The sequence below is a fragment of the Microlunatus sp. GCM10028923 genome (genome assembly GCF_042666975.1).
In the GTDB taxonomy this organism is placed as follows: domain Bacteria; phylum Actinomycetota; class Actinomycetes; order Propionibacteriales; family Propionibacteriaceae; genus Microlunatus.
In genome coordinates this window covers 520,615-541,503 of the sequence record NZ_JBHTFF010000003.1, presented here as the reverse complement: position 1 = coordinate 541,503, position 20,889 = coordinate 520,615, and the positions used below count along the sequence as shown (strand labels likewise).

General features: G+C 70.4%; 19 protein-coding genes. 8 read left to right on the top strand and 11 right to left on the bottom strand.

The features are described 5' to 3' along the window. Positions 1 to 6 precede the first annotated feature (6 nt). The 3 genes from ACFQU4_RS09785 (at position 7) to ACFQU4_RS09775 (ending at position 2,372) form a co-directional block, all read left to right on the top strand. Positions 7 to 780: a PIG-L deacetylase family protein gene (locus tag ACFQU4_RS09785; RefSeq protein WP_377490290.1), complete on the top strand. Its 774-nt coding sequence runs from the start codon at positions 7 to 9 to the stop codon at positions 778 to 780. Continuing rightward, complete coding sequence (locus ACFQU4_RS09780; protein ID WP_377490287.1) at positions 780 to 1,892, top strand: aminotransferase class V-fold PLP-dependent enzyme; 1,113 nt, start codon at positions 780 to 782, stop codon at positions 1,890 to 1,892. The genes ACFQU4_RS09785 and ACFQU4_RS09780 overlap by 1 nt, the downstream gene beginning before the upstream one ends. Positions 1,893 to 2,048: 156 nt before the next feature. Next, positions 2,049 to 2,372 carry a YciI family protein gene (locus ACFQU4_RS09775; protein ID WP_377490284.1) on the top strand — a complete coding sequence of 108 codons (324 nt, stop codon included), beginning with the start codon at positions 2,049 to 2,051 and terminating at the stop codon, positions 2,370 to 2,372. A gap of 4 nt (positions 2,373 to 2,376) precedes the next feature. Here ACFQU4_RS09775 and ACFQU4_RS09770 read toward each other — a convergent pair whose 3' ends face one another. Both ACFQU4_RS09770 and ACFQU4_RS09765 read right to left on the bottom strand, forming a co-directional pair. After that, positions 2,377 to 3,651, bottom strand: coding sequence for an alkaline phosphatase family protein (locus ACFQU4_RS09770; protein ID WP_377490281.1), 1,275 nt, complete (start codon positions 3,649 to 3,651; stop codon positions 2,377 to 2,379). A gap of 60 nt (positions 3,652 to 3,711) precedes the next feature. Continuing rightward, positions 3,712 to 4,743, bottom strand: coding sequence for an ABC transporter substrate-binding protein (locus tag ACFQU4_RS09765; RefSeq protein WP_377490278.1), 1,032 nt, complete (start codon positions 4,741 to 4,743; stop codon positions 3,712 to 3,714). A gap of 169 nt (positions 4,744 to 4,912) precedes the next feature. Here ACFQU4_RS09765 and ACFQU4_RS09760 point away from each other — a divergent pair, with 169 nt between their 5' ends. Together ACFQU4_RS09760 and ACFQU4_RS09755 are read left to right on the top strand one after the other, a co-directional pair. After that, the gene (locus ACFQU4_RS09760; RefSeq protein ID WP_377490275.1) at positions 4,913 to 6,046 is read left to right on the top strand and encodes a Gfo/Idh/MocA family protein; all 1,134 of its coding nucleotides are present in this window, start codon (positions 4,913 to 4,915) and stop codon (positions 6,044 to 6,046) included. Positions 6,047 to 6,057: 11 nt separating this feature from the next. Beyond that, positions 6,058 to 7,803, top strand: coding sequence for a hypothetical protein (locus tag ACFQU4_RS09755; RefSeq protein ID WP_377490272.1), 1,746 nt, complete (start codon positions 6,058 to 6,060; stop codon positions 7,801 to 7,803). Between the two features lie 210 nt (positions 7,804 to 8,013). Here the strand turns inward: ACFQU4_RS09755 and ACFQU4_RS09750 are convergent, their stop codons facing one another. The 6 genes from ACFQU4_RS09750 to ACFQU4_RS09725 form a co-directional block, all read right to left on the bottom strand. Next, entirely contained in the window at positions 8,014 to 8,598 is a 585-nt protein-coding gene (locus ACFQU4_RS09750) for a dihydrofolate reductase family protein (protein ID WP_377490269.1), read from the bottom strand. Beyond that, the gene (locus ACFQU4_RS09745; protein ID WP_377490266.1) at positions 8,595 to 9,380 is read right to left on the bottom strand and encodes an SRPBCC domain-containing protein; all 786 of its coding nucleotides are present in this window, start codon (positions 9,378 to 9,380) and stop codon (positions 8,595 to 8,597) included. Before ACFQU4_RS09745 ends, ACFQU4_RS09750 begins: the two co-directional genes overlap by 4 nt. A 47-nt stretch (positions 9,381 to 9,427) precedes the next feature. After that, the gene (locus ACFQU4_RS09740; protein WP_377490263.1) at positions 9,428 to 10,048 is read right to left on the bottom strand and encodes an ArsR/SmtB family transcription factor; all 621 of its coding nucleotides are present in this window, start codon (positions 10,046 to 10,048) and stop codon (positions 9,428 to 9,430) included. A gap of 73 nt (positions 10,049 to 10,121) precedes the next feature. After that, the gene (locus ACFQU4_RS09735) at positions 10,122 to 11,327 is read right to left on the bottom strand and encodes a DUF1593 domain-containing protein (RefSeq protein ID WP_377490260.1); all 1,206 of its coding nucleotides are present in this window, start codon (positions 11,325 to 11,327) and stop codon (positions 10,122 to 10,124) included. After that, positions 11,320 to 12,315: a sugar phosphate isomerase/epimerase family protein gene (locus ACFQU4_RS09730; RefSeq protein WP_377490257.1), complete on the bottom strand. Its 996-nt coding sequence runs from the start codon at positions 12,313 to 12,315 to the stop codon at positions 11,320 to 11,322. Before ACFQU4_RS09730 ends, ACFQU4_RS09735 begins: the two co-directional genes overlap by 8 nt. Beyond that, complete coding sequence (locus ACFQU4_RS09725; RefSeq protein ID WP_377490254.1) at positions 12,312 to 13,199, bottom strand: nucleoside hydrolase; 888 nt, start codon at positions 13,197 to 13,199, stop codon at positions 12,312 to 12,314. Before ACFQU4_RS09725 ends, ACFQU4_RS09730 begins: the two co-directional genes overlap by 4 nt. A 129-nt stretch (positions 13,200 to 13,328) precedes the next feature. On the opposite strand from ACFQU4_RS09725, the gene ACFQU4_RS09720 reads away from it, so the two are divergent. Next, complete coding sequence (locus ACFQU4_RS09720) at positions 13,329 to 14,780, top strand: FGGY family carbohydrate kinase (RefSeq protein ID WP_377490251.1); 1,452 nt, start codon at positions 13,329 to 13,331, stop codon at positions 14,778 to 14,780. Then, positions 14,777 to 15,310: a GNAT family N-acetyltransferase gene (locus ACFQU4_RS09715; protein ID WP_377490248.1), complete on the top strand. Its 534-nt coding sequence runs from the start codon at positions 14,777 to 14,779 to the stop codon at positions 15,308 to 15,310. The genes ACFQU4_RS09720 and ACFQU4_RS09715 overlap by 4 nt, the downstream gene beginning before the upstream one ends. On the opposite strand, the gene ACFQU4_RS09710 is transcribed toward ACFQU4_RS09715, so the two are convergent. Then, positions 15,289 to 15,951: an O-methyltransferase gene (locus ACFQU4_RS09710; protein WP_377490245.1), complete on the bottom strand. Its 663-nt coding sequence runs from the start codon at positions 15,949 to 15,951 to the stop codon at positions 15,289 to 15,291. The genes ACFQU4_RS09715 and ACFQU4_RS09710 overlap by 22 nt on opposite strands. 113 nt (positions 15,952 to 16,064) lie before the next feature. Here ACFQU4_RS09710 and ACFQU4_RS09705 point away from each other — a divergent pair, with 113 nt between their 5' ends. Beyond that, the gene (locus tag ACFQU4_RS09705; protein WP_377490242.1) at positions 16,065 to 18,056 is read left to right on the top strand and encodes an ABC1 kinase family protein; all 1,992 of its coding nucleotides are present in this window, start codon (positions 16,065 to 16,067) and stop codon (positions 18,054 to 18,056) included. 99 nt (positions 18,057 to 18,155) lie between these two features. On the opposite strand, the gene ACFQU4_RS09700 is transcribed toward ACFQU4_RS09705, so the two are convergent. Both ACFQU4_RS09700 and ACFQU4_RS09695 read right to left on the bottom strand, forming a co-directional pair. Next, positions 18,156 to 19,670: an acyl-CoA carboxylase subunit beta gene (locus ACFQU4_RS09700; RefSeq protein ID WP_377490239.1), complete on the bottom strand. Its 1,515-nt coding sequence runs from the start codon at positions 19,668 to 19,670 to the stop codon at positions 18,156 to 18,158. Then, positions 19,667 to 20,854, bottom strand: coding sequence for an acyl-CoA dehydrogenase family protein (locus tag ACFQU4_RS09695; protein ID WP_377490236.1), 1,188 nt, complete (start codon positions 20,852 to 20,854; stop codon positions 19,667 to 19,669). The genes ACFQU4_RS09700 and ACFQU4_RS09695 overlap by 4 nt, the downstream gene beginning before the upstream one ends. Positions 20,855 to 20,889 lie beyond the last annotated feature (35 nt).

Here is a 20,889-nt window from a genome sequence, read left to right as displayed (position 1 = left end):
GACCAGATGTCAGAACCGCAGCTCGAACCGTGGCTGGACGGGCGGCCGGCGGAGGGACGGGCCTTCGCGGCCGTGTTCCCGCACTCGGACGACCTGTCGATCTTCGCCGCCGGACTGGTCCGCAAGCTCGTCCTGGAGGGGCGGACCGGCTACTTCATCAAGATCACGAACGACGACAAGGACTCGTACGACCTGAGTGTCGGCGAGACCGTACGGCGGATCGAGGTGGAGACGGAGCAGGTCGCCGCGTCGCTCGGCCTGGCCAAGGTCTACTGCTTCAATTACCCCAACCACTACCTGGAGGCCAGCCACCTGGTCGAGATCCGGCACCGCCTGATCACCCTGTTCCGGTTCCTCCGGATCGACACCGTGATCACCTTCGACCCGTGGGGTCACTACGAGGAGAATCCCGATCACACGCTGACCGGGACCGCGGTCGAGGCGGCCTGCTGGATGGCCGGCCGCCGGCTCGACCTGCCCGAGCTGGCCGACCTCGGGCTGGTGCCGAGAGCCGTTCTGCACAAGTACTATGTGGCGCGTGGCCCGCAGCTCGTCAACCGTGTCGTGGACGTGACCCGGGTGCTGGCGGACAAGCGGAACGCCCTGCGGCTGCACCGGACGCCGATGCACCGGATGTGGCAGGAACACCTGGCCGAGACCGCCAAGACAGTGTCGCCGGACGAGTTCGTCGAAACGTTCCTCGAGCTCGATGATCATGGCCGGCACCTGGAGCGGTTCCACCACGTCGGGCCGCGCACCTCCGAGAAGGGAATCGGCTGATGGGTGTGTACGAGGATCTCGGCGTACGTCCGGTGATCAACGCCCGGGGCACCCTGACCGCGCTCGGCGGCAGCGTGATGGACCCGGCCGTGGTCGCCGCGATGGCCGAGGCCGCGACCGCGTTCGTCGACCTGACCGACCTGCACCGCCGGGCCGGGCAGCGGATCGCCGAGCTGCTCGGCGTCGAGGCCGCCTGCGTCACCTCCGGCGCCGCGGCGGGGCTGACCATCGCCACCGCAGCGTTGATGGCGGAGGACCGGATCGAGGCCGTCCTGGCCCTGCCCGACACCACCGGGCTGCCGGACGAAGTGGTCGTGCTGAAGGCGCACCGGATGCTCTACGACCAGGCCGTTCTGGTAGCGGGCGCCAGGTTCGTCGAGGTCGGCGTCGCCTCGGCGGCGCGGATCGAGCAGGTCGACGCGGCGATCACCGACCGGACCGCCTGCCTGTTCTATGCCGCCGAGTCCGCCGGCACCCGCGGCTCGCTGCCGCTCGGCGCGCTGGCCGAATGCGCGCATGCCCGCGGCGTACCGGTGCTGGTCGACGCCGCCGCCGAGGTGCCGCCGCCGGACAACCTCCGCCGCTTCCTCGACCAGGGCGCCGACCTCGTCGTGGTCAGCGGCGGCAAGGAGCTCGCCGGTCCGCAGTCGTCCGGACTGATCATCGGGGACCGGCGCTTGATCGACTTCTGCCACGCGAACTCGTTCCCGGAGCACTCCATCGGCCGCGGGATGAAGACCGACAAGGAGACCATCGCCGGGCTGGTCAAGGCGGTCGAGTTGTGGGTCGCCCGGGACTACGCGGTGATCTTCGACCGGTGGGAGTCGATGGTCGCCACCGTGCTCGACGCCCTGGCCGACCGGCCGGGCGTCACGGCCGAACGCGGCTTCCCGACCGAGCCCGGCATTCAGCCCACCGTGATCCCCCGCGCGTACGTCAGCCAGGCCGGCCGCCCCGCCGCGGAGCTGCGCGACGCCCTGCTCGCGCACGACCCGCCGATCGCCGTCGGCATCGAACAGGGCCGCCTCGCGATCAACCCCCAGTGCCTCCGCGAGGACGAACTCCCCGTCCTGCTCGCCGCCCTGACGCCGCTCCTCCACCCGCCCCACTGATCCAGATCGGGGAACATCCCGCCGGGTACGCCCGGCCGAATCCTCCCCGATCCCGGGCTTGTCCGCAGGACCGGATGTCCGATCGCGGGCATGCTGTTCGTGGTAGGGGTGGGGCCGCCACCATGGGGTGGTGCGCAGAGCGAAGGAAGGTCAGCGATGAAGTACCTGGTTTCCGTGATCGACGACGAGGACACCCCGGGCAGTGACGACCGGATGCCCGCGATCAGCGAGTTCAACGAGCGGCTGAAGGCCGAGGGCTACTGGGTCTTCGCGGGCGGCCTCGCCGCCACCGAGGAGGCCGCGGTGATCGACAACCGCGGCGAGCAGGCGGTGATCACCGACGGGCCCTTCGTGGAGTCGAAGGAGTTCCTTGCCGGCGTGTGGGTCTGGGAGGCGCCCGACCTGGACGTCGCGCTCAAGCTCGCCACCGAGGCGTCGAAGATCTGCGACCGCAAGCTCGAGGTACGGCCGTTCCTGTGATCGTTCAGCGGAGGGCCTCGCGGAGGACGCGGCCCTCCGAGGCGGCCGGCGGGTCGACGCCGAGCAGCGCGGACATCGTGGCGGCAAGATCGATGTGGCGCGGGTCCCGAGGCCGGACGCCCTGCCGGATCCGACGGCCGGCCAAGATCAACGGCACCGCGAGTTCGGAGCGGCTGCCGTGGCGGCCGTCCGATCCCTCGGGCGGCGGCGCGGCGGCGAGGGCGTACGGCTCCTCGAACTCCAGCACCAGCTGGCCGTACTGCGGCGCCATCCGAAGCTTCGCCTGATCATCTTCGGTGAGGACGGCGGCGACGCCCTCCACGCCGGCCAGGGCGACCCGGGCCCGCTCGATCGCAGCCGCGTCGTCGGCCAGCGCGCCGAGCAGATGGACCGAGGAGATGCTGCCGCCCGCGATCAGCACCACGTCGGTGTCCGGCGAGCTCGGCGACCCGCTCGAACCAAACACCTCCGGCCGGAAGCCGGCCGCCGTGAGCGCGGCGATCGCCTGCGGGGCCATCGGCTTGTTCCAGGTGGTCATTCCATGATCAGCGGTGACCACCCAGGTGGTCCGGCCGTACAGGTCAAGATCACGAACGGCGGCGATCAACCGGCCGATCGCGGCGTCGGTCTCGCGCAGCGTGCCCAGCATCCGCGGGTCCTTCGGACCCCAACTGTGACCGTCGCCGTCCACGTCGCTGGAGTAGACGGCGAGGAAGTCGGGCCGCCGCGGCAACGTCACCTGCTGACCGCCGCTGTTCACCGGCTCGCCGCGCAGGATGGCGATCGCGTCGTCCACCCGGGCGTCGATCCGGCCGCCGGGCTGGGTGTAGAGCCCGCCCGCGTCGCCGTACGCCACGCCCTTGTCCTGCAGGATGAACCACTGGGCCGAGGCCATCAGCACGTCCTGCCGACGCCAGGCCTGACCCAGCCCCTCGATGGCGCTGTCCCGGCTCTGACCGCGGGCGACGCCGGCCGCCTCGTCGTAGTAGTACGCGGCGTTCCGGGTCCGGTCCGGATAGGCGCCGCAGGAGATCGCCGTCCAGGACGGGTTGGTGATGCTCGTCATCACACCGGTGCTGGTGCTGAGCGAACCCTGCCGGGCCAGCGAGCGCAGGTGCGGCAGTTCCACCCGCCCGTCGAAGTAGTCGATGTCGAAGCCGTCCAGAGCGAGGAAGATCAACAAGTCGCGCTCGGCGGCGTGGGCGTGGTTCGCGGTCAGTGCCAGGGACGCGGCAACGGCTCCCCCGAGCACGGACCGCCGGGTGAGGGCGGTCGACATGCCAGCACCTTAACCGCGGTGACACCGGCCCGGCCGAACTCAAGATGAACGGCGAGACACCTACGACGTACGGGCAGCGGCGGCGGCCAGCTTCGTCGTGTACTCGTCCAGCGCCCAGGTCAGCGACAACGCCGTGGGCGGCGACCCGGCCGCGACGAGCTGCTGGCCGACGATCGCGGTGTAGCGGCCGCTCTTGATCTGCGGCAGGTTCTTGATCGACGGCCGGTCGAGCGTCTTCTGCAGCGACTCCTCGGTCTCGGAGTAGATCAACAACACGTCGCTGACCAGCAGGTCGGCCTTCTCGTAACTGAGGTTGCCGTAGAAGCCGTCGTCGACCGCCGGCACGTCGGCAACGGCCGGCGGGACGGTCATGCCGAGATCGGTCAGGAACACGACCCGCGGATCGATCTCCTTGTAGACGGCGAGTTGCTCGGCCACGTCGAACAGCGCGATCACGCTCTTGCCGGCCAGTTCCGGATGGGCCGCCCCGGCCTCCCGGGTGGCCCGGTCGATGTCGGCCAACAGGGTCTCGGCCTCCGCCTTCCGGCCGAGCGCGGCGCCGACGGTGGTGACCACGTCCTGCCACGCCGTCGCCCACGGCTGATCCGGGTACGCGATCGTCGGCGCGATCTCGGACAGCCGGCGGTACTCCTCCTCGGTGATCCCGGAGTAGACGGCCAAGATCACGTCCGGCGCGGCGGCGGCGATCTCCTCGAACGGAATCGTGGTGCCGCCGTCCGGGTTGGCCAGCAGGGTCGGCGTCTCGGCGCCCAGCTCGGCCAGCTTCTCGGCGTTCCAGGGCAGTACTTGATCTTCGTTGCCGCCGTAGATCGCGGTCGGGATCGCCACCGGCACCACGCCGAGCGCCAGGCTTGCGTCGGTACTGCCCCAGCCCCAGGTCAGCACCCGTTCCGGCCGGCTGTCCAGGGTGATCTCGCCGAAGGCGTGCTCGAGGGTGACCGGGAAGCCTTCGGCCGCGGCACCACCCGAGGACTCCGGAGACTGGCCCGGTTCGGCGCCCGGATTGGCGCAGGCGGCCAGGCCGGCCAGGAACACCACCAGCGTGACGACGACGGCAACGGGTCGAACCACGAACTCCCCCTATGGTTAGGCAAACCTAATTCGGTACGGGAGTGTAGGTGCCGACCGCTCGAGTTCACAACCCGGGACCCCGCCCGACCGATCTTGTTGACCATGATCAACAAGTGCTATCTTCTCCATATCCGATGAACTCTTCGACATATTGAAGAATGGGGTCACCGTGCAGGAGATCCGGATCGGGCTGGTCGGGCTCGGGGCACGCGCGCTGGACACCTGGCTGCCGCTGCTGCAGAAGCTGGACGGCTTCACGATCACCGCACTCTGCGACCCGGTCGCCGCAACGCACCGGCCGGCCCTGGACCGGCTCACGGATCCGGACCGGGTGACGGTCTGTTCCGCGTACGAGGACGTGCTGCGCCGGACCGACGTGGACGCGATCGCCCTGACGGTGCGCTGCGAGGAGCAGGGCGCGATGGCCGCGATGGCGCTGGAGGCGGGCAAGCACGTGCACGCCGAGGTCCCGGGCGCGCACCGGCTGGAGGACTGCCGGCGGATCGTCCGCGCGGTCCAGCGCACCGGACTGACGTACCAGCTGGCCGAGCAGACCCGCTACTGGGGCTTCGTCGACGCGTGGCGCCGGATGGTCGCCGCCGGCGAGCTCGGCACGATCACCTTCGCCGAGGGTCAGTACTTCCACTACCACCCCGGCGCCATGTTCCGGGACCCGGAGACCAATCGGCTGTACGGGCCGGATGATCTTGCCGCGCACCCCGGTGCCCGGCCGACCTGGTCCCAGCTGATGCCGCCGATCCACTATCTGCCGCACGAGCTCAGTCCGCTGCTCAGCGTGCTCGACGACCGGGTCGTCGAGGTCGTCGGGATGGGCACCGACGGTCCCAGCGCCGCCCACCCGGAGATCAGCCAGCCGGACCTGCAGGTGGCGCTGATGAAGACCGCGAAGGGTGCCGTGCTGCGCCTCGCCGCGAGTTTCGTCCAGCCGCACCCCGACCGCAACTGGCACTGGTACCAGATCACCGGGACCGCCGGCCGGGTCGAGTGGAAGCGGGCCGACCATGATCATCCGAAGGTCTGGCGGTTCGACCGGGACCCCGATCTGGTCAACGCCGACTGGGGCTTCGAGCGTCCGGACGCGCCCGAGGCGGCCCGCGGCAGCGGCCACGGCGACGCCGACTACTACACCCACATCGCGTTCCGGGACGCCGTGCTGGCCGGCCGGCAGCCCGACTTCGACGTCTACCAGGCCATGGACGCGACCGCGCCCGCGATCCTGGCCGCGACGTCGATCGCCCAGGGCAGCCGGCCGCTCGCCGTACCCGACTTCCGCAACCTCTGAAGGAAGAGCTCATGAGCATCGCCGTCCTCACCCGCACTGATCAGGTGGTCGGCCAGTTCGGCGACTACCTCGCCGAGATCCTGCGCGCCGAGGGATTCGCCGACCAGACGGTGATCCCGTTCACCGACCCCGACCTGCCCGAACTGACGGACCACGACGCGGTCGTCGTGGCCCGACTGCGGCCCACCAAGGCCCAGGTCACCGCACTGCTCGGCTACGCACGTCGTGGCGGCCGGCTGGTGATCATCCGGCCCTCGTACCTGTTCGCGGTCGAGCTCGGGCTGGCTCCGACGCATTCCATGATCGATCCCGCGTACGTCGGCGTACGCGGTGATCATCCGGTCGGCGCCGGACTCACCGGGGAGCCGTTCGAGACCCACGTGCCGGCCGACGGCTACCAGCCGGACGCGCTGCCGGACGGGGCCCGGGTGCCGGCCGAGCTGCGGCTCGACCCGGACACCGGCACGGAGTTGCCGGCGATCATCGAGCTGCCGTACGGCGAGGGCCGGGTGATCGTCTTCAGCTACGACCTGGCCAAGGCGGTCTCGTTGATCCGGCAGGGCGATCCCGGCCGGGTCGGCGGCCACGGGCTTGAGGCCGGCGAGCCGTACCGGATGCAGGACCTGCTCACCGGGTACGCCGACCCGCGCTGCTGGCACCTGCCGCAGGCTGACCTGCACGCGATGTTGTTGATCAACGCCGTGCACCGGGTCGCCCGTACCGCGCAGCCGCGGCTCTGGTACTACCCGGAGGCGACCACGCGGAGCACCCTGGTGCTCGACTCCGACGACGACTGGTCGGCACCGGAACACTTCGACGCCCTGATCGAATCCGTCGAGGATCACGGCGGCAAGATCACCATCTACCTGATGCTCGGCGGTGAACAACGGACGATCGCGACGCCGGACAAGGTGGCCGCCTGGCGGGAGCGCGGGCACTCGTTCGGCATCCACCACAACGCCTTCGACCCGTCGCTGGGCGGCGAGGACCAGGAGGAGGTGATCGAACAGGTGGTCCGGCACGACATCGCCGAGTTCGCCGAGCTGTACGGCGGCGTACCGGTGACGAACCGGAACCACTGCCTCGGCTGGAAGGGCTATGTGGACCTGCCCAAGGTGTACGCGGAGCTCGGCGTCACGATGGACCTGAACGCCAACAACGCCGGCCCCTCCTGGCTCGCGTACCTCACCGGGTCGGCCCGCCCGCTGCGCGTCGTCGACACCGACGGCACCGTGATCGACTGCTTCCAGCAGGCCACCCAGGCCTACGACGACCTGGGGATCAAGGAGTTGCTGTCGTCGGACGCCGAGGGCCAGGCCGCACTGGTCCGGCAGTTGATCATCGACAAGGTAGACCGCTACTTCAGCCCGCTGTCCATGCTGTCCCACCCGGTCTCGTTCGCCACCTATTCGAGCGACTTCCAGAACCGCTGCTGGCGCGCCGCCCGCGAACTCGGCCTGCCGCTCTGGAGCGCCGCCGAATGGGCCGAGTTCGTCCGCACCCGTGACGCCGCCCGGATCGATCGGGCGACCTGGACCGACGACGCGTTCAGCTGCCGGGTCCGCGGCCGATCACCCCGCGGCAGCTTCGCGATCACCCTGCCGCTGCCGGCCGGGCGAGCCGCCGGAGCCACCGTCGACGGTCAGCCGGTCGAGCTGACCGAGCTGGACGTCTTCGGTTGGCCGAGCGTCGTGATCAACGTCCCGATCGCCGCCGACCATGATCAGGACCGGGAACTCCGACTCCAGCTGCGCTAACTCCGGGGCCGGATGATGTCGCGAAAGCTCTGGAACTCGAGCGCTAGGGGCCGTTACAGCGTTGAACCTGCTGAGTTGAAGCGTCTTGGCGACAGGCGCGACAAGCAGAGGATCGTGCGGCTCCGGTTCCGAGCTGATGGCCGGTAGCCCCGGCGGGCGCCTGCGCCTAGGGGTGCGTTACCCACCGGGCCACAGCGGCCCCGAGCATGATCACGCCGAGGCGGGCGCGGGGCGGTAGTCGAGGGCGACCAGCCGGCCGTCCAGCACCTCGGTGCCGGTCAGTTCCAGGCCGTGATCATCGACCTCGGCGAAGATCGGCTTGCCGCCGCTGCGGCCGACCAGCAGCGGGAACACGACCAGCGAGACCTGATCGACCAGCCCGGCCCGGATCAGGCTGCAGCCGAGCGAGAGGCTGCCGATCACCCGGAGCGGATCGCCATCCTCCTGCTTCAGCCGGGCCACCGCCTCGACCGCGTCTTCCTTGATCAGCGTGCAGTTCGGCCAGGCCAGCGGCTCGGTCAGCGTCGAGGAGAAGATGATCTTGGTCATCCGCTTCATCTCGGCGAAGCTGCCCTCTTCGCCGACGCCGGTGCTCGGCTCGTCGATGGTGGCGACGATCTCGGCCAGCTCCTGGAATGTCCGCCGGCCCATCACCTCGATGTGCGGGACCGAGGCCCGGGCATCGATCCACCGGTCCAGGTCGGGACCGCCGTAACCGAAGTAGGGCGGGTAGTCCTTCGCGAAACCGTAGCCGTCCACCGAGCAGAACACCTCGACACTCACGGTCCTCGTCATTTTTCCTCCAAGATCGATTCGGATGCGGCGAGTTCTTCGGCCTGCCGCTGCAGCCAGGTCCGCCAGGCCGTGGGAAGCTCGGCGGATTGATCATCGGGCCAGTCGTACACGCGGCCCATCAGGTTGATCGAGATCGGCTGGTCCATCCCCATCGGGAAGCAGGACAGCGCCCACAGTCCCGACCCCGGGGATTCGGACCGCAACAACAGGTAGCCGGGTTCGGCGCGGACGACCACGCCGGTCAGCTCCGGCGCGCCGGGCGCGGTCCGGAACGGGCTGCCGGGCGCCACGTCGTCGGGATCCAGGCCGAGCCGGCGGAACAGGTCGGCCGCCGGCGTGGTCCGGTCGGCCGGCGCCGGATCGATCATGGTGATCACGTCGATCGAGCGGCCCGGCCGGCCGGCGAACGAGCGCAGATATTCGGCCAGCACGACCAGCGACATCCGCCAGCCCTCCAGCACGCCCTGGACCAGGTCCTCCCACTCCTCGCCGGCGTCGGCGAAGCCGCAGATCACCCGGACCACGCAGCTGCCGCCCGACCGCGCCTCGACCAGGATCTCGGTGGCCATCGGGCTCGGCGGGCCCTGGTTCGGCTCGTCGTAGCCGAACGCGTGCGGCGGTTCGTAGCGGGTCACGGTCGCGGCGCCGTCCGGGCCGAACGGCTCCCGGTGGATGATCATGGAACCGCCGACCTCCGGCTCCAGGTCGGCCGGGAACAGCCAGGCCGCCTGGCCCGGTCCGGTGGCGATCGCCTGCCACACCTGCTCCGGCGTGCCCGGCACCTCGAGCTCCGTCCCACCGTATCGTCCCCGATCCCGGTTGCCGTTCATCACTGATCGTCCCTTCCCTGGTGATCATGGGGTTGTTCGGCGTCGGCGGGTCGCGGATGCACCGCGATCACCAACCGGTGCCAGCGGCCGTTCGGCGCGCCCTCGTCGTGATATTTCGCGGCCAGCCGGGTGACCGCCGCGGTCAGCTCCTCGGCGAAGGCGGCCCGGTCGGCCGTGCTGGCGAACCGGAGCTCACTGTCCAGCCCGTACACGTGCAGCCGGCCGCGGCGCTGCGCCGAGACCCGTGCCAACGCGCCCAGCTCCCGGATCAGCCGGGCACCGAGGGCGATCAGGTACGAGGCCGACAGCCGGTCCCGGATCCGCTCCGGGCCGCCACCGGCCGCACCCATCGCCGCGGGCGAGACCACGTAGCCGGCCGCGGTGGCGACCAGCCGACGCTCGGTCAGCCCGCCCCAGGTGCGACTCTCGGCGACCTCGACGAGACCGTGCTGCTCCAGCTGGCGCAGGTGGTAGTTGATCTTCTGCCGCGGCAATCCCAGCCGCCCGGCGAGCTCGGCAGCCGAGGCCGGCTCGCGCAGCTCGCCCAGCAACCGGGCCCGGCCCGGGTCCAGGGCCACCACGGCCGCCGCGGGATCGGCGATCACCTCGATGTCGTTCACGGGACCCAGCGAACCATTGACAAATATTTTTGTCAAGGCGTCATACGGAGGCCAGGACGAAGCTCACGAGGAGTCAGCGAGCCGGCCGGCAGCGATCCAGGCGGTGCGCGAAGTCGGCCAGGAACGCGTCCCGCCACTCGCTGATCGTCCGCGCGCCCGGCCACGACCCGAGGGCGGCGGCCGGGTCCTGGTCGTCGCACCACCAGCGCGGGTGCCCGGCAGCCGGAGTGCGCCAGCGGTCCTCCGGCGGCGGCGCCGCGGTGAACTCGCCGCTCCGGCCGTCGAGGTCCGGGTGGCTGCTCTCGATCAGGTACGGAATGATCTTGGGATCCCGCGGCGAACAACGGAACCGCAGCCGGTCGCCGTGATCGACGGCGGCCGAGAACGGGCCCTGCCGACGGCCGTCGATGATCATCCGCGCGGTGTCCTCCGGGCCGTACCCGGCCGGCCGGGGCAGCAGGAACTCCACCACCCCGTAGACCTCTGCGACGTCCGCCGCGGTGGTGTGCCGTTCGAAGATCGTCTTCCGGCCGCCCCAGACCGGGACGTAGCGCCCGCCCCAGGACGGCCGGGACGGATCCCGGGAGCCGTGCAGCAGCCAGGTGACGGTCGGGCTGTCGCCCATCTTGACGGCGGGCAGTTGCCGGGCGAAGAAGTCGCCGAGCGCGCCGTGCCCGGCGGCGTGCCGGGCGACGAAGTCGATCATCCGCCGGTCATCGGCGCCGTCGGCGGCGAAGAAGCCGCGGTAGCTGGAGTTGGACTCGATGATCGACAACTCCGGATGGTGCGTCTCGACGTAGTCGTACGCGTCGACGCCCCACAGCTTGTTCGGCCCACCGATGTAGTGCACCCGGAGCCGCGGCACGATGTCGGGGGCGTCGTGCAGCGCCTGGGCCAGGTCGTCGATGCCGCCCCAGATCAGCACGTCCAGCGGCCGCGGGTCGGCCCGGCGCGCGCAGCTGACGATCCAGTCCGATCCCTCGGTCGGAGCGCCGTAGCCGCGGTGATCGGCGACCTCCGGCGCACCCTGCTTGATCACCGCCCGCAGCGCGGCAGGCTCCGGGTAGCCGTCCGCGTGGGTCAGCAGCGCAGCATGATCAGCCGCGTAGTGATCAAGGACCGCATGAAGATCGGCAGCCCGGCCCTTCCCGTACGGTGACGAGACCAGGCCCTCGATCTCCAGCCGGTCGGCGTTCAGCAGCAGGTGGACCAGCGACTGGAAGTCGTCCGGATCGGTGCCGCCGATGTCGGTCGAGACGAGTACCCGCGGCCTAGTCATCCAGCAGGCTGGGCAGCAGCGCTCGCTGGACGATCCGCTGCGCGGCCAGGGCGTCGTGCTTGGCCTGGGCCGCGGCCAGCGCCTCGACATCGAGGACGTCGAGCGCCCGGTGCACCCCCTTGAGGAAGGTGATCGCCTGCTTGGCCGCCTGCACGCTGTCCTCGCGGAACGGGAACTGATCGAGCTGCCAGACACCCTGCCAGTTGTTCTTCCGCAGCGTGTGGAAGAACTCGAACGTCTCGATCAGGTGCACCGAGCCGACCACCATGTCGTCGTCCCAGCCACGCAGGTTGTCGTTGACGTCGATGGCGAACAGCCGGCCGTAGTCGATCGCCAGCTGCGCCGCGTCGGCCGGGGTCTCCTGCCCGTACAGGGAATGGCCGAAGTCGAGCAGGATGCCGAGGTTGGGCAGTCCGATCTTCTCGATCCCGAGCAGGGTCCGCGCCACGTTGGGGAAGATGATCTTCACCCGCGGTTCGCGCGGCTTGTACTCGATCACGAACTTGATCTCCGGGTGGGCCGAGACCAGTTCGGTCAGCCCGTCCAGCGCGAGCTGCCAGGCGTCGTGATAGTCCACCTGGAACGGGTAGTCCCAGCCGTCCTGGCCCGGCCACAGCTTCACGTAGTCGCAGCCGAGTTCCTTGGCCACGCCGGTCGCCTCGTGCAGCAGGTCCAAGGCCTGCTTCCGTACCGCAGGATCGGGGTGGGTGAGCGAACCCTTGACGAAGTCCCGAGTGTAGATCTCCGGGGTGATCGCGATCGCCCGCAACCCGTTGCGCCGCAGCGCCGCGCGGACGTCGCCCAACGTGCCGTCGAAGCCGACGAACGGATAGTTCAGGTCGACCACCGACAGGTCACCGACGGCGCCGGCCCGGTCGATCTGCTCCAGCAGGCCGACCTCGGGTCCGTAGCCGTCGGTCGCGTAGCGGTCCTTGTAGGTGGCGAAGTGCCAGATGCCGGCTCCGAAGACCGGCAGTTCGGTCGTCATCCCTGAGTCCTTTCGGCGAACCTGTTGATCTTGGCGAACATGTCCTCGAGCAGGAACCGGGTGTCCACCGACTCGCAGACCCGGATCGGGTGGCCGGAGCCCGGCACGTGGTGACCCTCGGCGCCGAACCGCGGCGCGGGCCGGACCCGGAAGTTGCCGCTGCCGGGATAGAGCATCAGCGCGATCGCCGGCGAGTCACCCAGCGAACGGGACTCGATCGGCTCCGCGTGCACCCGGGCGTTCCACTCCTTGAGCTGACGGACCAGATACTCGCCGACCGGGCCGGCGCCGGCGACCTTGGCGTCCAGTTCGGCGTACGAGACCGAGACCTGGCGGTAGACGTTGCTCGGCACCTGCCAGACGGTGATCCCGGAATCGAAGACCACGTTGGCGGCGGCGATGTCGTTGGACAGGTTGAACTCGATCCTGGAGCCGGAGTCCAGCCCGGAGTAGTCGACGCCGCCGATCCAGATCACGATCACGTTCCGCCGCACCAGCTCGGGATCGAGCAGGATCGCCGACGCCATGTCGGTCAGCGGGCCGAGGAACGCCACGTACAAGGGGTCGCCGTCGCCGGCGAGCTTCGACTCCTCGATGATCAATCTGGCCCCCGGCGAGTCCGCCGGAGTGCGCTCGTCGGGGATCGCGGCCGCCGCGCCGTCGGCCACCGTGATCTTGCCGGTCATCCCGAGCAGGTCGAGCAGCAGGTCGATCTCCTCGCGCGACTCCGCCATGCTCCGGTCGGACCGGCGGGTGCCGAAGTGGGCCGGGATCAGACCACGGACATCGAAGGTCGGCGACAGCAGCCCGTGCACGAGGGCGAACTGGTCGTCGGCCTCGTTCTTGGCGTCGGAGTTGATGATCACTCGACGACGATCCGGCATCGTTGCTCCTCTAGCGTGAATAGCTATTCAGTATTGTATGCTTGCCCGCTCGATAATCTCCCGCCGGTGCCGGGGGCGTCAAGGCAGTCGCCCGGTATCATGATCGACTTCGAGTCGAGGAGGTCGGCCTTGCCCGCAGCCGAGCCGGTGATCATCGCTATCGACCAGGGGACCACCAACTCCAAGGCGATCGCCGTGACGGCCGCAGGCGCGGTCGTCGCCCACGGTGCAGCCCCGGTCGACGTACGCACCCCAGGTCCGGACCGGGTCGAGCAGGACCCCGAGCAGTTGTGGGAGTCGGTCTGCGCGGCCGTCGCCGAGTGCCGCCGTACGACCACCGGCCCGGTGCGGGCCCTGGCGATCGCCAACCAGCGCGAGTCCGTGGTCGCCTGGGACCGCGAGACCGGCCGGCCGTTCGGGCCGGTGATCGGCTGGCAGGACACCCGGACCGCCGACCGCTGCGCCAGGCTGCTGGCCGAGCCGGGCGCCGACGACCTGGTCCGGAGCCTGACCGGGCTGCGGATCGACCCGATGTTCTCGGCGCCCAAGATCAACGAGCTGCTGCGCACGGCCGGCGCCCCGCTCGGCCGGATCGCCGTCGGCACCGTGGATTCCTGGCTCTGCTGGCGGCTGACCGGTCATGATCATGTGATCGAGGCCGGCAACGCCTCCCGGACCCTGCTCTTCGATGTCGACCGGCTCACCTGGTCCCACGAGCTGCTCGGCCTGTTCGGGGTGCCCGAGTCGGCCCTGCCGGCGGTGATCAACTCCGACACCCGGCTGCCGATCCGGACCGAACTGCCCGGCATCGACGGCCGGCCGGAGATCGCCGCGGTGCTGGCCGACTCGCACGCCGCCCTGTACGGACAGGGCTGCACGGAACCCGGCACCGCAAAGGCGACCTACGGGACCGGCAGCTCGGTGATGACGCCGGTGATCGAGTTCGATCCGGAGCCGTCGCCGGTGCCGACCACGCTGGCCTGGCTGACCGACTTCCCGACGTACGGACGGGAGGGCAACATCGTGTCCTCCGGTGCCGCGCTCGCCTGGCTCGCTCCCCTGCTCGGCCTCGACTCGGTCGCCGACCTGCTGGCGCTCGCCGGTTCCGTACCGGACAGCGGCGGGGTCGCCTTCGTCCCCGCGTTCGGCGGCCTCGGCGCCCCGCACTGGCTGCGCGACGCCGAACCGACCTTCGCCGGACTCTCGGCCGGCACCACCCGGGCGCAGCTGGCCCGGGCGGCGGTGGACGCCGTCGCGCACCAGGTCGCCGACGTGATCGAGACGATCACCGGCGAGGGAGTCCGGATCGACCAGCTGCGGGTGGACGGCGGCGTGACCGCGTCGGCGCTGGCAATGCAGACCCAGGCCGACCTGCTCGGCCTCGAGGTCCGGGTGGCGCCGGTGGCCGAGGTGTCCGCCGTCGGCGCGGCCCGGCTGGCCTGGGCCAGCCTCGGTGCCGCCGACGCCTGGCAGGACCTTGATCAGGATCCGGCCGGCACCTTCGTGCCGGCGATCGACGCGGACGAGCGGGAGTCGCGCCGGGACCGCTGGCGTACCGCGGTCGGACTGGCCCGGCGATGACTGCGCCGGCGATCACCCTGCGCCCGATTCGGGACAGCGACCTGGACCGGGTGCACAGCTGGGGCGCGGACCCGCGCAGCAGCAGGTACCAGGCCTGGGGACCGAACAGCGAGGCCGAGTCCCGGACCTACGTGAACGAGGCGGTGGCCGCCTGGGACGCCGACCCGCAGGTCAGATTCCCCTTCTGTGCGGTCGATTCCGGCCTGGTCGTGGGGATCGGTGAACTCAAGATCATCAAGCGCCGGTACGACCGCGGCGAGATCAGCTACATCGTCCATCCCGACCTCTGGGGCCGCGGCTACGCGAGCGCGATCGCGGCCGCCCTGGTCCGGTTCGGCTTCGACGAGCAGCGGCTGTACCGGATCGAGGGCACCTGCGATCCGCGCAATCTGGCCTCCGGCGCCGTGCTGCGCAAGGCCGGCCTCCGCTACGAGGGCCGGCTGCGCGGCACGATGAAGATCCAGGACGGCTGGCGGGACTCCGACCTCTACGCGATCCTCGCCACCGATCAGCCGGTGACCAGCGCGTAGGCGAAGCCGTCCCAGCCCTTGCCGCCGACGAGCTGGAGCGCGGTGCCGTCCAGGCGCGGCTCGGCGGCGATCAGTTCCAGCACCGCCCGGCTGGCCCGGGCCGCCTCGTTGGCCGAGTCCGGATCGGCGATGCCGCCGGCCCGGACCACGTTGTCGACGATGATCACCGAACCGGGCCGGGTCAGCCGGAGCGCCCAGGTCAGGTAGTTGGAGTTGTTGGGCTTGTCGGCGTCGATGAACACCAGGTCGAACGGCTCCGCCCCCTCCTCGGCCAGCACCGGAAGGCTGTCCAGGGCGGCGCCCACCCGGATCTCGACCCGGTCCGCCACGCCCTTGCGGGACAGGTTCGCGGCGGCCACGTCGGCGTGCCGCTGCTCGTACTCGAGCGTGATCACACGCCCCTCCGGCCCGACCGCGCGGGCCAGCCAGAGGGTGCTGTAGCCGCCCAGCGTGCCGATCTCGAGCACCCGGCGGGCACCGATCGAGCGGGCGATCAGGTGCAGCAGCTTGCCCTGCGGCGGCGACACGTCGATCGACGGCAGCCCACCGGCCGCGTTGGCCTCGAACACGTCGTCGTCCTGGTCGCCGACCAGCGTGTCGACGAGATAGCGATCAACCTCGGCCCAGCCACGATCCGTCATACGGCCAAGTCTGTCACCGCCGCCCGGCGCCGTTCGGGCGGGCCGCCCGATCCCCGTACCCCGGTCGCGTGTGCTCCGCCCGATCCGGCCGAGCCCTTGCAACAATCGCGACCATGGTGGAAATCCTCGGGATCGCGTCGCTGATCGCGATGGCGGCGCTGGTCGCCTACATCGCGCGGCGGGTCCTCGGCGTGCCGATCGGTTGGCCCCGGTCGATCCTGGTCGGCCTGATCATGGTCGGCTCACTCGGCACCACCCTGCCCTGGATCGCCTTCCAGTCCGGGCTGTTCGAGCAGAACGACGACCGGATCCCGCTCGGGCTGCTGTTGATCTTCGTGCTGGTCCTGGCCTGGGCCTTCTTCCTTGCCATCGCCGTCCTCGTGGTGGCGGAGTTGATCATCCCGACCGGCACCATCCCGACCCCGTGGCGGGTGCTGCGGAGCACCCGGGAACGGTTCCGGCGGTTCCGCCGCTACGTGCAGGTGATCGCGATCGCCGTCCGGCACGGGCTCGGCGGCTTCCTCCGGCCGCGGGCCCGGGACCGGGTCACCGGGCTGGCCGCCGAGACCCGGACCGCCTCGGTCGCCCGGTCGCTGCGGCGGGCGCTGAACGACGCCGGGGTCACCTTCATCAAGATCGGCCAGATGTTGTCGGCCCGGCCGGACCTGGTGCCCGACGTCTTCGTACGGGAGCTGTCGCAGTTGCAGAGCTCGACCACGGCGCTGCCCTGGCCGGCGATCAGGCCGGTGATCGAGGCCAGCCTCGGCCGGCCGATCGACGAGGTGTTCGCCGAGATCGACCCGGAGCCGCTGGCGGCCGCCTCGGTCGCCCAGGTCCACACCGCCGTGTTGATCACCGGCGAGTCGGTCGTCGTCAAGGTGCAGCGGCCGGGTGCCCGGGACCAGGTGACGGCCGACCTGGACATCGTCGGCCGGCTGGCCGACCGGCTGGAACGGGCCACCGGCTGGGCCCGCGAGCTCGGCGTCCGCCGGCTGGCCGAGGGGTTCGCCGCCTCGCTGCGGGAGGAACTGGACTACCGGGTCGAGGCGGACAACATGATCGGCGTCGCCGCGGCCACCCGGCCCGAGTCCGAGGTCGTCATCCCGCGGGTGTTCCCGGAGTATTCCGGCGAGACGATCTTGGTCCAGGAGCGGCTGACCGGAACCCCGATCGGCAACTCGACCGAGACCCTGGCCGGGCTGACCACCGAGGACCGGTCGGCCGCGGCGCAGCGGCTGCTCGGCGCCGTGCTGGACCAGATCATGCTCAGCGGGGTGTTCCACGCCGACCTGCACCCCGGCAACGTGGTGATCGACGAGGACGGCCGGATCGGGCTGCTCGACTTCGGCTCGGTCGGCCGGCTCGATGATCATTCCCGGGACGCGCTCGGGCTGCTGCTGCTCGCGGTGGACCGCAACAACAGCATCGCCGCGACCGACGCCCTGGTGGAGATCCTGGAGCGGCCGACGGTTCCGCTGGACGAGAAGGCGATGGAACGCGAGGTCGGCCAGCTGATCGTCCGCTACCGGTCCGGCACCACGACCACCGGCGGCATGTTCGGCAACATCTTCGGTCTGGTCCGCCGGTACGGGTTCGCGATCCCGGGCCAGGTCGCCGCGGCCTTCCGGGCGCTGGCCGCGTTGGAGGGCACCTGCCGGCTGATCGACCCCAAGCTCGACCTGGTCAAGATCGCCCGCAACCACGGTGGGGAGATCTTCGCCGCCGCGGCCAATCCCGACACGATCCGGCAGCAGCTCGACTCCGAACTGCTCAACCTGTTGCCGCTGCTGCGCCGGCTGCCCCGCCGGGTGAACAAGATCAGCGAGGACCTCGAGCGCGGCCGGCTGAGTGTGAACCTGCGGCTGCTCAGCGACGAGGGCGACCGCAACTTCCTGCTCGGCCTGGCCCACCAGGTGATCGTCGCCGTGCTCGCCTCCGCCGCCACCCTGGCCGCGATCATCATGATCACCGCGACCGGCGGCCCGAACCTGCCCGGCACCACCATCCAGGTCTTCCCGGTGATCGGCGCCTGCCTGCTCTTCGTCGGCTTCGTGCTGGCCCTGCGCTCGCTGGTCCTGATCTTCCGCCGAAGCTGGTCCAGCTGACGACGGCCGCACTTCCCCACACTTCTTGTCGCTTCCCGCGCGTTATATCTCGCGGGAAGCGCCAGTCTTTCACGTAACGTGAAAAACTTGGGGCCAGAGTTACACCGGGGGGACGCCGTGCCGGCGGGTGGAGAAGTGGCGGTCCTTGGTCGCGGCGGCGGCGAAGCGGGCGATCAGTTCGCGGCGGACGTCGGCCGGGCGGACGATCTGGTCGATCACGAGTTCGCCGGCGAGCCGGACGATGTCGATGTCGAGCTCGTACTCGGTGCGCAGCTTCGTCACGTATGCCTCCCGCTCAGCCTCGTCGGTGATCTCGGCGATCTTGTTCGCGTAGACCGCGTTGATCGCGGCCTCCGGGCCCATCACCGCGATCTTTGCGGTGGGCAGGGCCAGGCAGGCGTCCGGGCCGAAGCCGGGGCCGGCCATCGCGTACAGCCCGGCACCGTACGCCTTACGCAAGATCAGTGAGACCGTCGGCACGGTCGCCTCGGCGACCGCGGTGATCATCTTCGCGCCGTGCCGGATGATCCCCTGCCGCTCCACGGCACTGCCGATCATGAACCCGGGCACGTCGGCCAGATAGAGCAGCGGCACGTTGAACGCGTCGCAGAGCCAGATGAACCGGGCCGCCTTGTCCGCCGAGTCGACGAACAGCACGCCGCCCTTGACCGCCGGCTGGTTGGCCACGATGCCGACCGGCTGTCCGGCCAGCAACCCGAAGCCGGTCACCAGCTCGGCGGCGAACAGCGGCTTCAGCTCGAAGAACGAGTCGGCGTCGACGATCGCCTCCACCACGCCGCGGACGTCGTAGCCGAGGTGCTCATCGGCCGGGACGAGGTCGTCGGCGAAGGTCCGGGCCGGCTCGGCCTCGTCGTAGGCGGGCGGATCGGTGCGCCAGTTCCCCGGCAGATAAGAGAAGTACGCCTTCGCCTGCTCGATCGCGTCGGCGTCGTCGACCGCAAGTTGATCACCGCAACCGGACACCTCGGCGTGCATCCGGGCGCCGCCCATCTCGGCCAGGCTGACCTTCTCGCCGACCACCATCTCCGCCATCCGCGGCGAGCCGAGATACATCGACGCGTTCTTCTCGACCATGATCACGACGTCGCAGAAGGACGGGATGTACGCGCCACCGGCGGCACTCGGGCCGAACAGGCAGCAGATCTGCGGCACCTTCCCGGACAGCGCGACCTGGTTGTGGAAGATCCGGCCGGCACCGCGCCGGCCCGGGAACAGGTAGACCTGGTCGGTGATCCGGGCGCCGGCCGAGTCGATGAACCAGAACACCGGCAGCTCGGCCCGGAGCGCCTCCTCGGTGACCCGGATGATCTTCTCCACGGTACGGGCGCCCCAGGAACCCGCCTTCACACTCGGGTCGTTGGCCACCACCAGCGCGGGCCGGCCGTCGACCAGGCCACGCCCGGTCACCACCCCGTCGGCCGGCAGGCCGGGCGCCAGGGCGTTGGCCAGCTGGCCGTCCTCGCTGAACGTACCCTCGTCGAAGAGCAGCGCGATCCGGTCCCGGACGAAGAGTTTTCCTTGCCCGGCAAGCTTCTCCGCCGCCTTGGCGGTGGGCCGCAGGGTCGCCTCGACGGCCTCCTCGAATTCCGTCATGCGACCGGCAGCCCGAGTCCGCGGGCGATCAGCAGCCGCTGCACCTCCGAGGTGCCCTCGCCGATCTCCAGGATCTTGGCGTCGCGGTGGAACCTCGCGATCGGGTATTCGTTCATGAACCCGTACCCGCCGAAGACCTGCGCGGCGACCCGGGTCGCGGTCACGGCCGACTCGGTGGCGTAGAGCTTGGCGATCGAGGCGGCCCGCTTGAACGCCGACCGGTCATGATCAACAGTGCCCTTCAGTTCCGCGGCCGCGTAGACGAGCAGCTCCGCGGCGTGTGCCATCACGTCCAGATCGGCCAGCTGGAAGGCGATCCCCTGCCGGGAACCGATCGGCTTCCCGAACGTCTCCCGGCTGCCGGCGTACTCGACGGCAAGATCACGACAGGCCCGGATGCAGCCCAGTGCCAGCGCCGCGATCGCCACCCGGCCGTCGTCCAGGACGGCCAGGAACTGGTGGTAGCCGCGGCCGACCGCGCCGAGCACCTGATCATCGGCGACCGCGACGTCGGTCAGGGTCAGCGGGTGGGTGTCCGAGGCGTACCAGCCGGCCTTGTCGTAGGCCGGGCCGATCTCCAGACCCGGGATGCCCACCGGGACCAGGAACGCGGTGACCTCCGCCGTGCCGTCGGCGGCCGTCCCGGTCCGCGCGGTGACCGTGATCACCGAGGTCAGCTCGGTGCCCGAGTTGGTGATGAACTGCTTGGTCCCGTTGATCACCCAGCCGTCGCCCGTCCTGGTGGCCCGGGTCCGCGGCGCGCCGGCATCGGTGCCCGACTCCGGCTCGGTCAGGCCGAACGCCGCCAGCGTCCGGCCGGCCAGCAGGTCCGGCAGATAGCGGTCCCGCTGCGCCGGCGTGCCGTACGCCGCGATCGGGTTGCTGCCGAGGCCGACCGCCGCCGAGAGGGTGATCCCGAGCGACTGGTCGACGTAGCCGATCTCCTCGATCGCCAGGCACAGGCTGGTGAAGTCGCCCGCGCCGCCGTACTCCTCCGGACCGGCCAGCCCGAACAGCCCGAGGTCGGCCATCTCCCGTACCGCCTCCAGCGGCAGCCGGTGGCCGGCGTTCCATTTCTCCACGTGCGGGGCGAGCCGGGTCCGGGCGAAGTCGGCGACGGAAGCCTTGAAATCCCGGTGTTCGGGGCCCAGCCGGTACGCCGGAGCGTGATCAACCGCAGTCATGACGTCTGCCTCCATTCCTCGACAGCGCTGTGAGT

Bases quoted from the DNA above. Each gene is read 5' to 3' on its own strand.
- ACFQU4_RS09780 (WP_377490287.1), top strand. From the start codon at position 780: ATGGGTGTGTACGAGGATCTCGGCGTACGTCCGGTGATCAACGCCCGG.
- ACFQU4_RS09750 (WP_377490269.1), bottom strand. From the start codon at position 8,598: ATGACGAGGACCGTGAGTGTCGAGGTGTTCTGCTCGGTGGACGGCTAC.
- ACFQU4_RS09735 (WP_377490260.1), bottom strand. From the start codon at position 11,327: ATGACTAGGCCGCGGGTACTCGTCTCGACCGACATCGGCGGCACCGAT.
- ACFQU4_RS09775 (WP_377490284.1), top strand. From the start codon at position 2,049: ATGAAGTACCTGGTTTCCGTGATCGACGACGAGGACACCCCGGGCAGT.
- ACFQU4_RS09695 (WP_377490236.1), bottom strand. From the start codon at position 20,854: ATGACTGCGGTTGATCACGCTCCGGCGTACCGGCTGGGCCCCGAACAC.
- ACFQU4_RS09715 (WP_377490248.1), top strand. From the start codon at position 14,777: ATGACTGCGCCGGCGATCACCCTGCGCCCGATTCGGGACAGCGACCTG.
- ACFQU4_RS09785 (WP_377490290.1), top strand. From the start codon at position 7: ATGTCAGAACCGCAGCTCGAACCGTGGCTGGACGGGCGGCCGGCGGAG.
- ACFQU4_RS09730 (WP_377490257.1), bottom strand. From the start codon at position 12,315: ATGACGACCGAACTGCCGGTCTTCGGAGCCGGCATCTGGCACTTCGCC.
- ACFQU4_RS09755 (WP_377490272.1), top strand. From the start codon at position 6,058: ATGAGCATCGCCGTCCTCACCCGCACTGATCAGGTGGTCGGCCAGTTC.
- ACFQU4_RS09710 (WP_377490245.1), bottom strand. From the start codon at position 15,951: ATGACGGATCGTGGCTGGGCCGAGGTTGATCGCTATCTCGTCGACACG.
- ACFQU4_RS09770 (WP_377490281.1), bottom strand. From the start codon at position 3,651: ATGTCGACCGCCCTCACCCGGCGGTCCGTGCTCGGGGGAGCCGTTGCC.
- ACFQU4_RS09725 (WP_377490254.1), bottom strand. From the start codon at position 13,199: ATGCCGGATCGTCGTCGAGTGATCATCAACTCCGACGCCAAGAACGAG.
- ACFQU4_RS09705 (WP_377490242.1), top strand. From the start codon at position 16,065: ATGGTGGAAATCCTCGGGATCGCGTCGCTGATCGCGATGGCGGCGCTG.
- ACFQU4_RS09700 (WP_377490239.1), bottom strand. From the start codon at position 19,670: ATGACGGAATTCGAGGAGGCCGTCGAGGCGACCCTGCGGCCCACCGCC.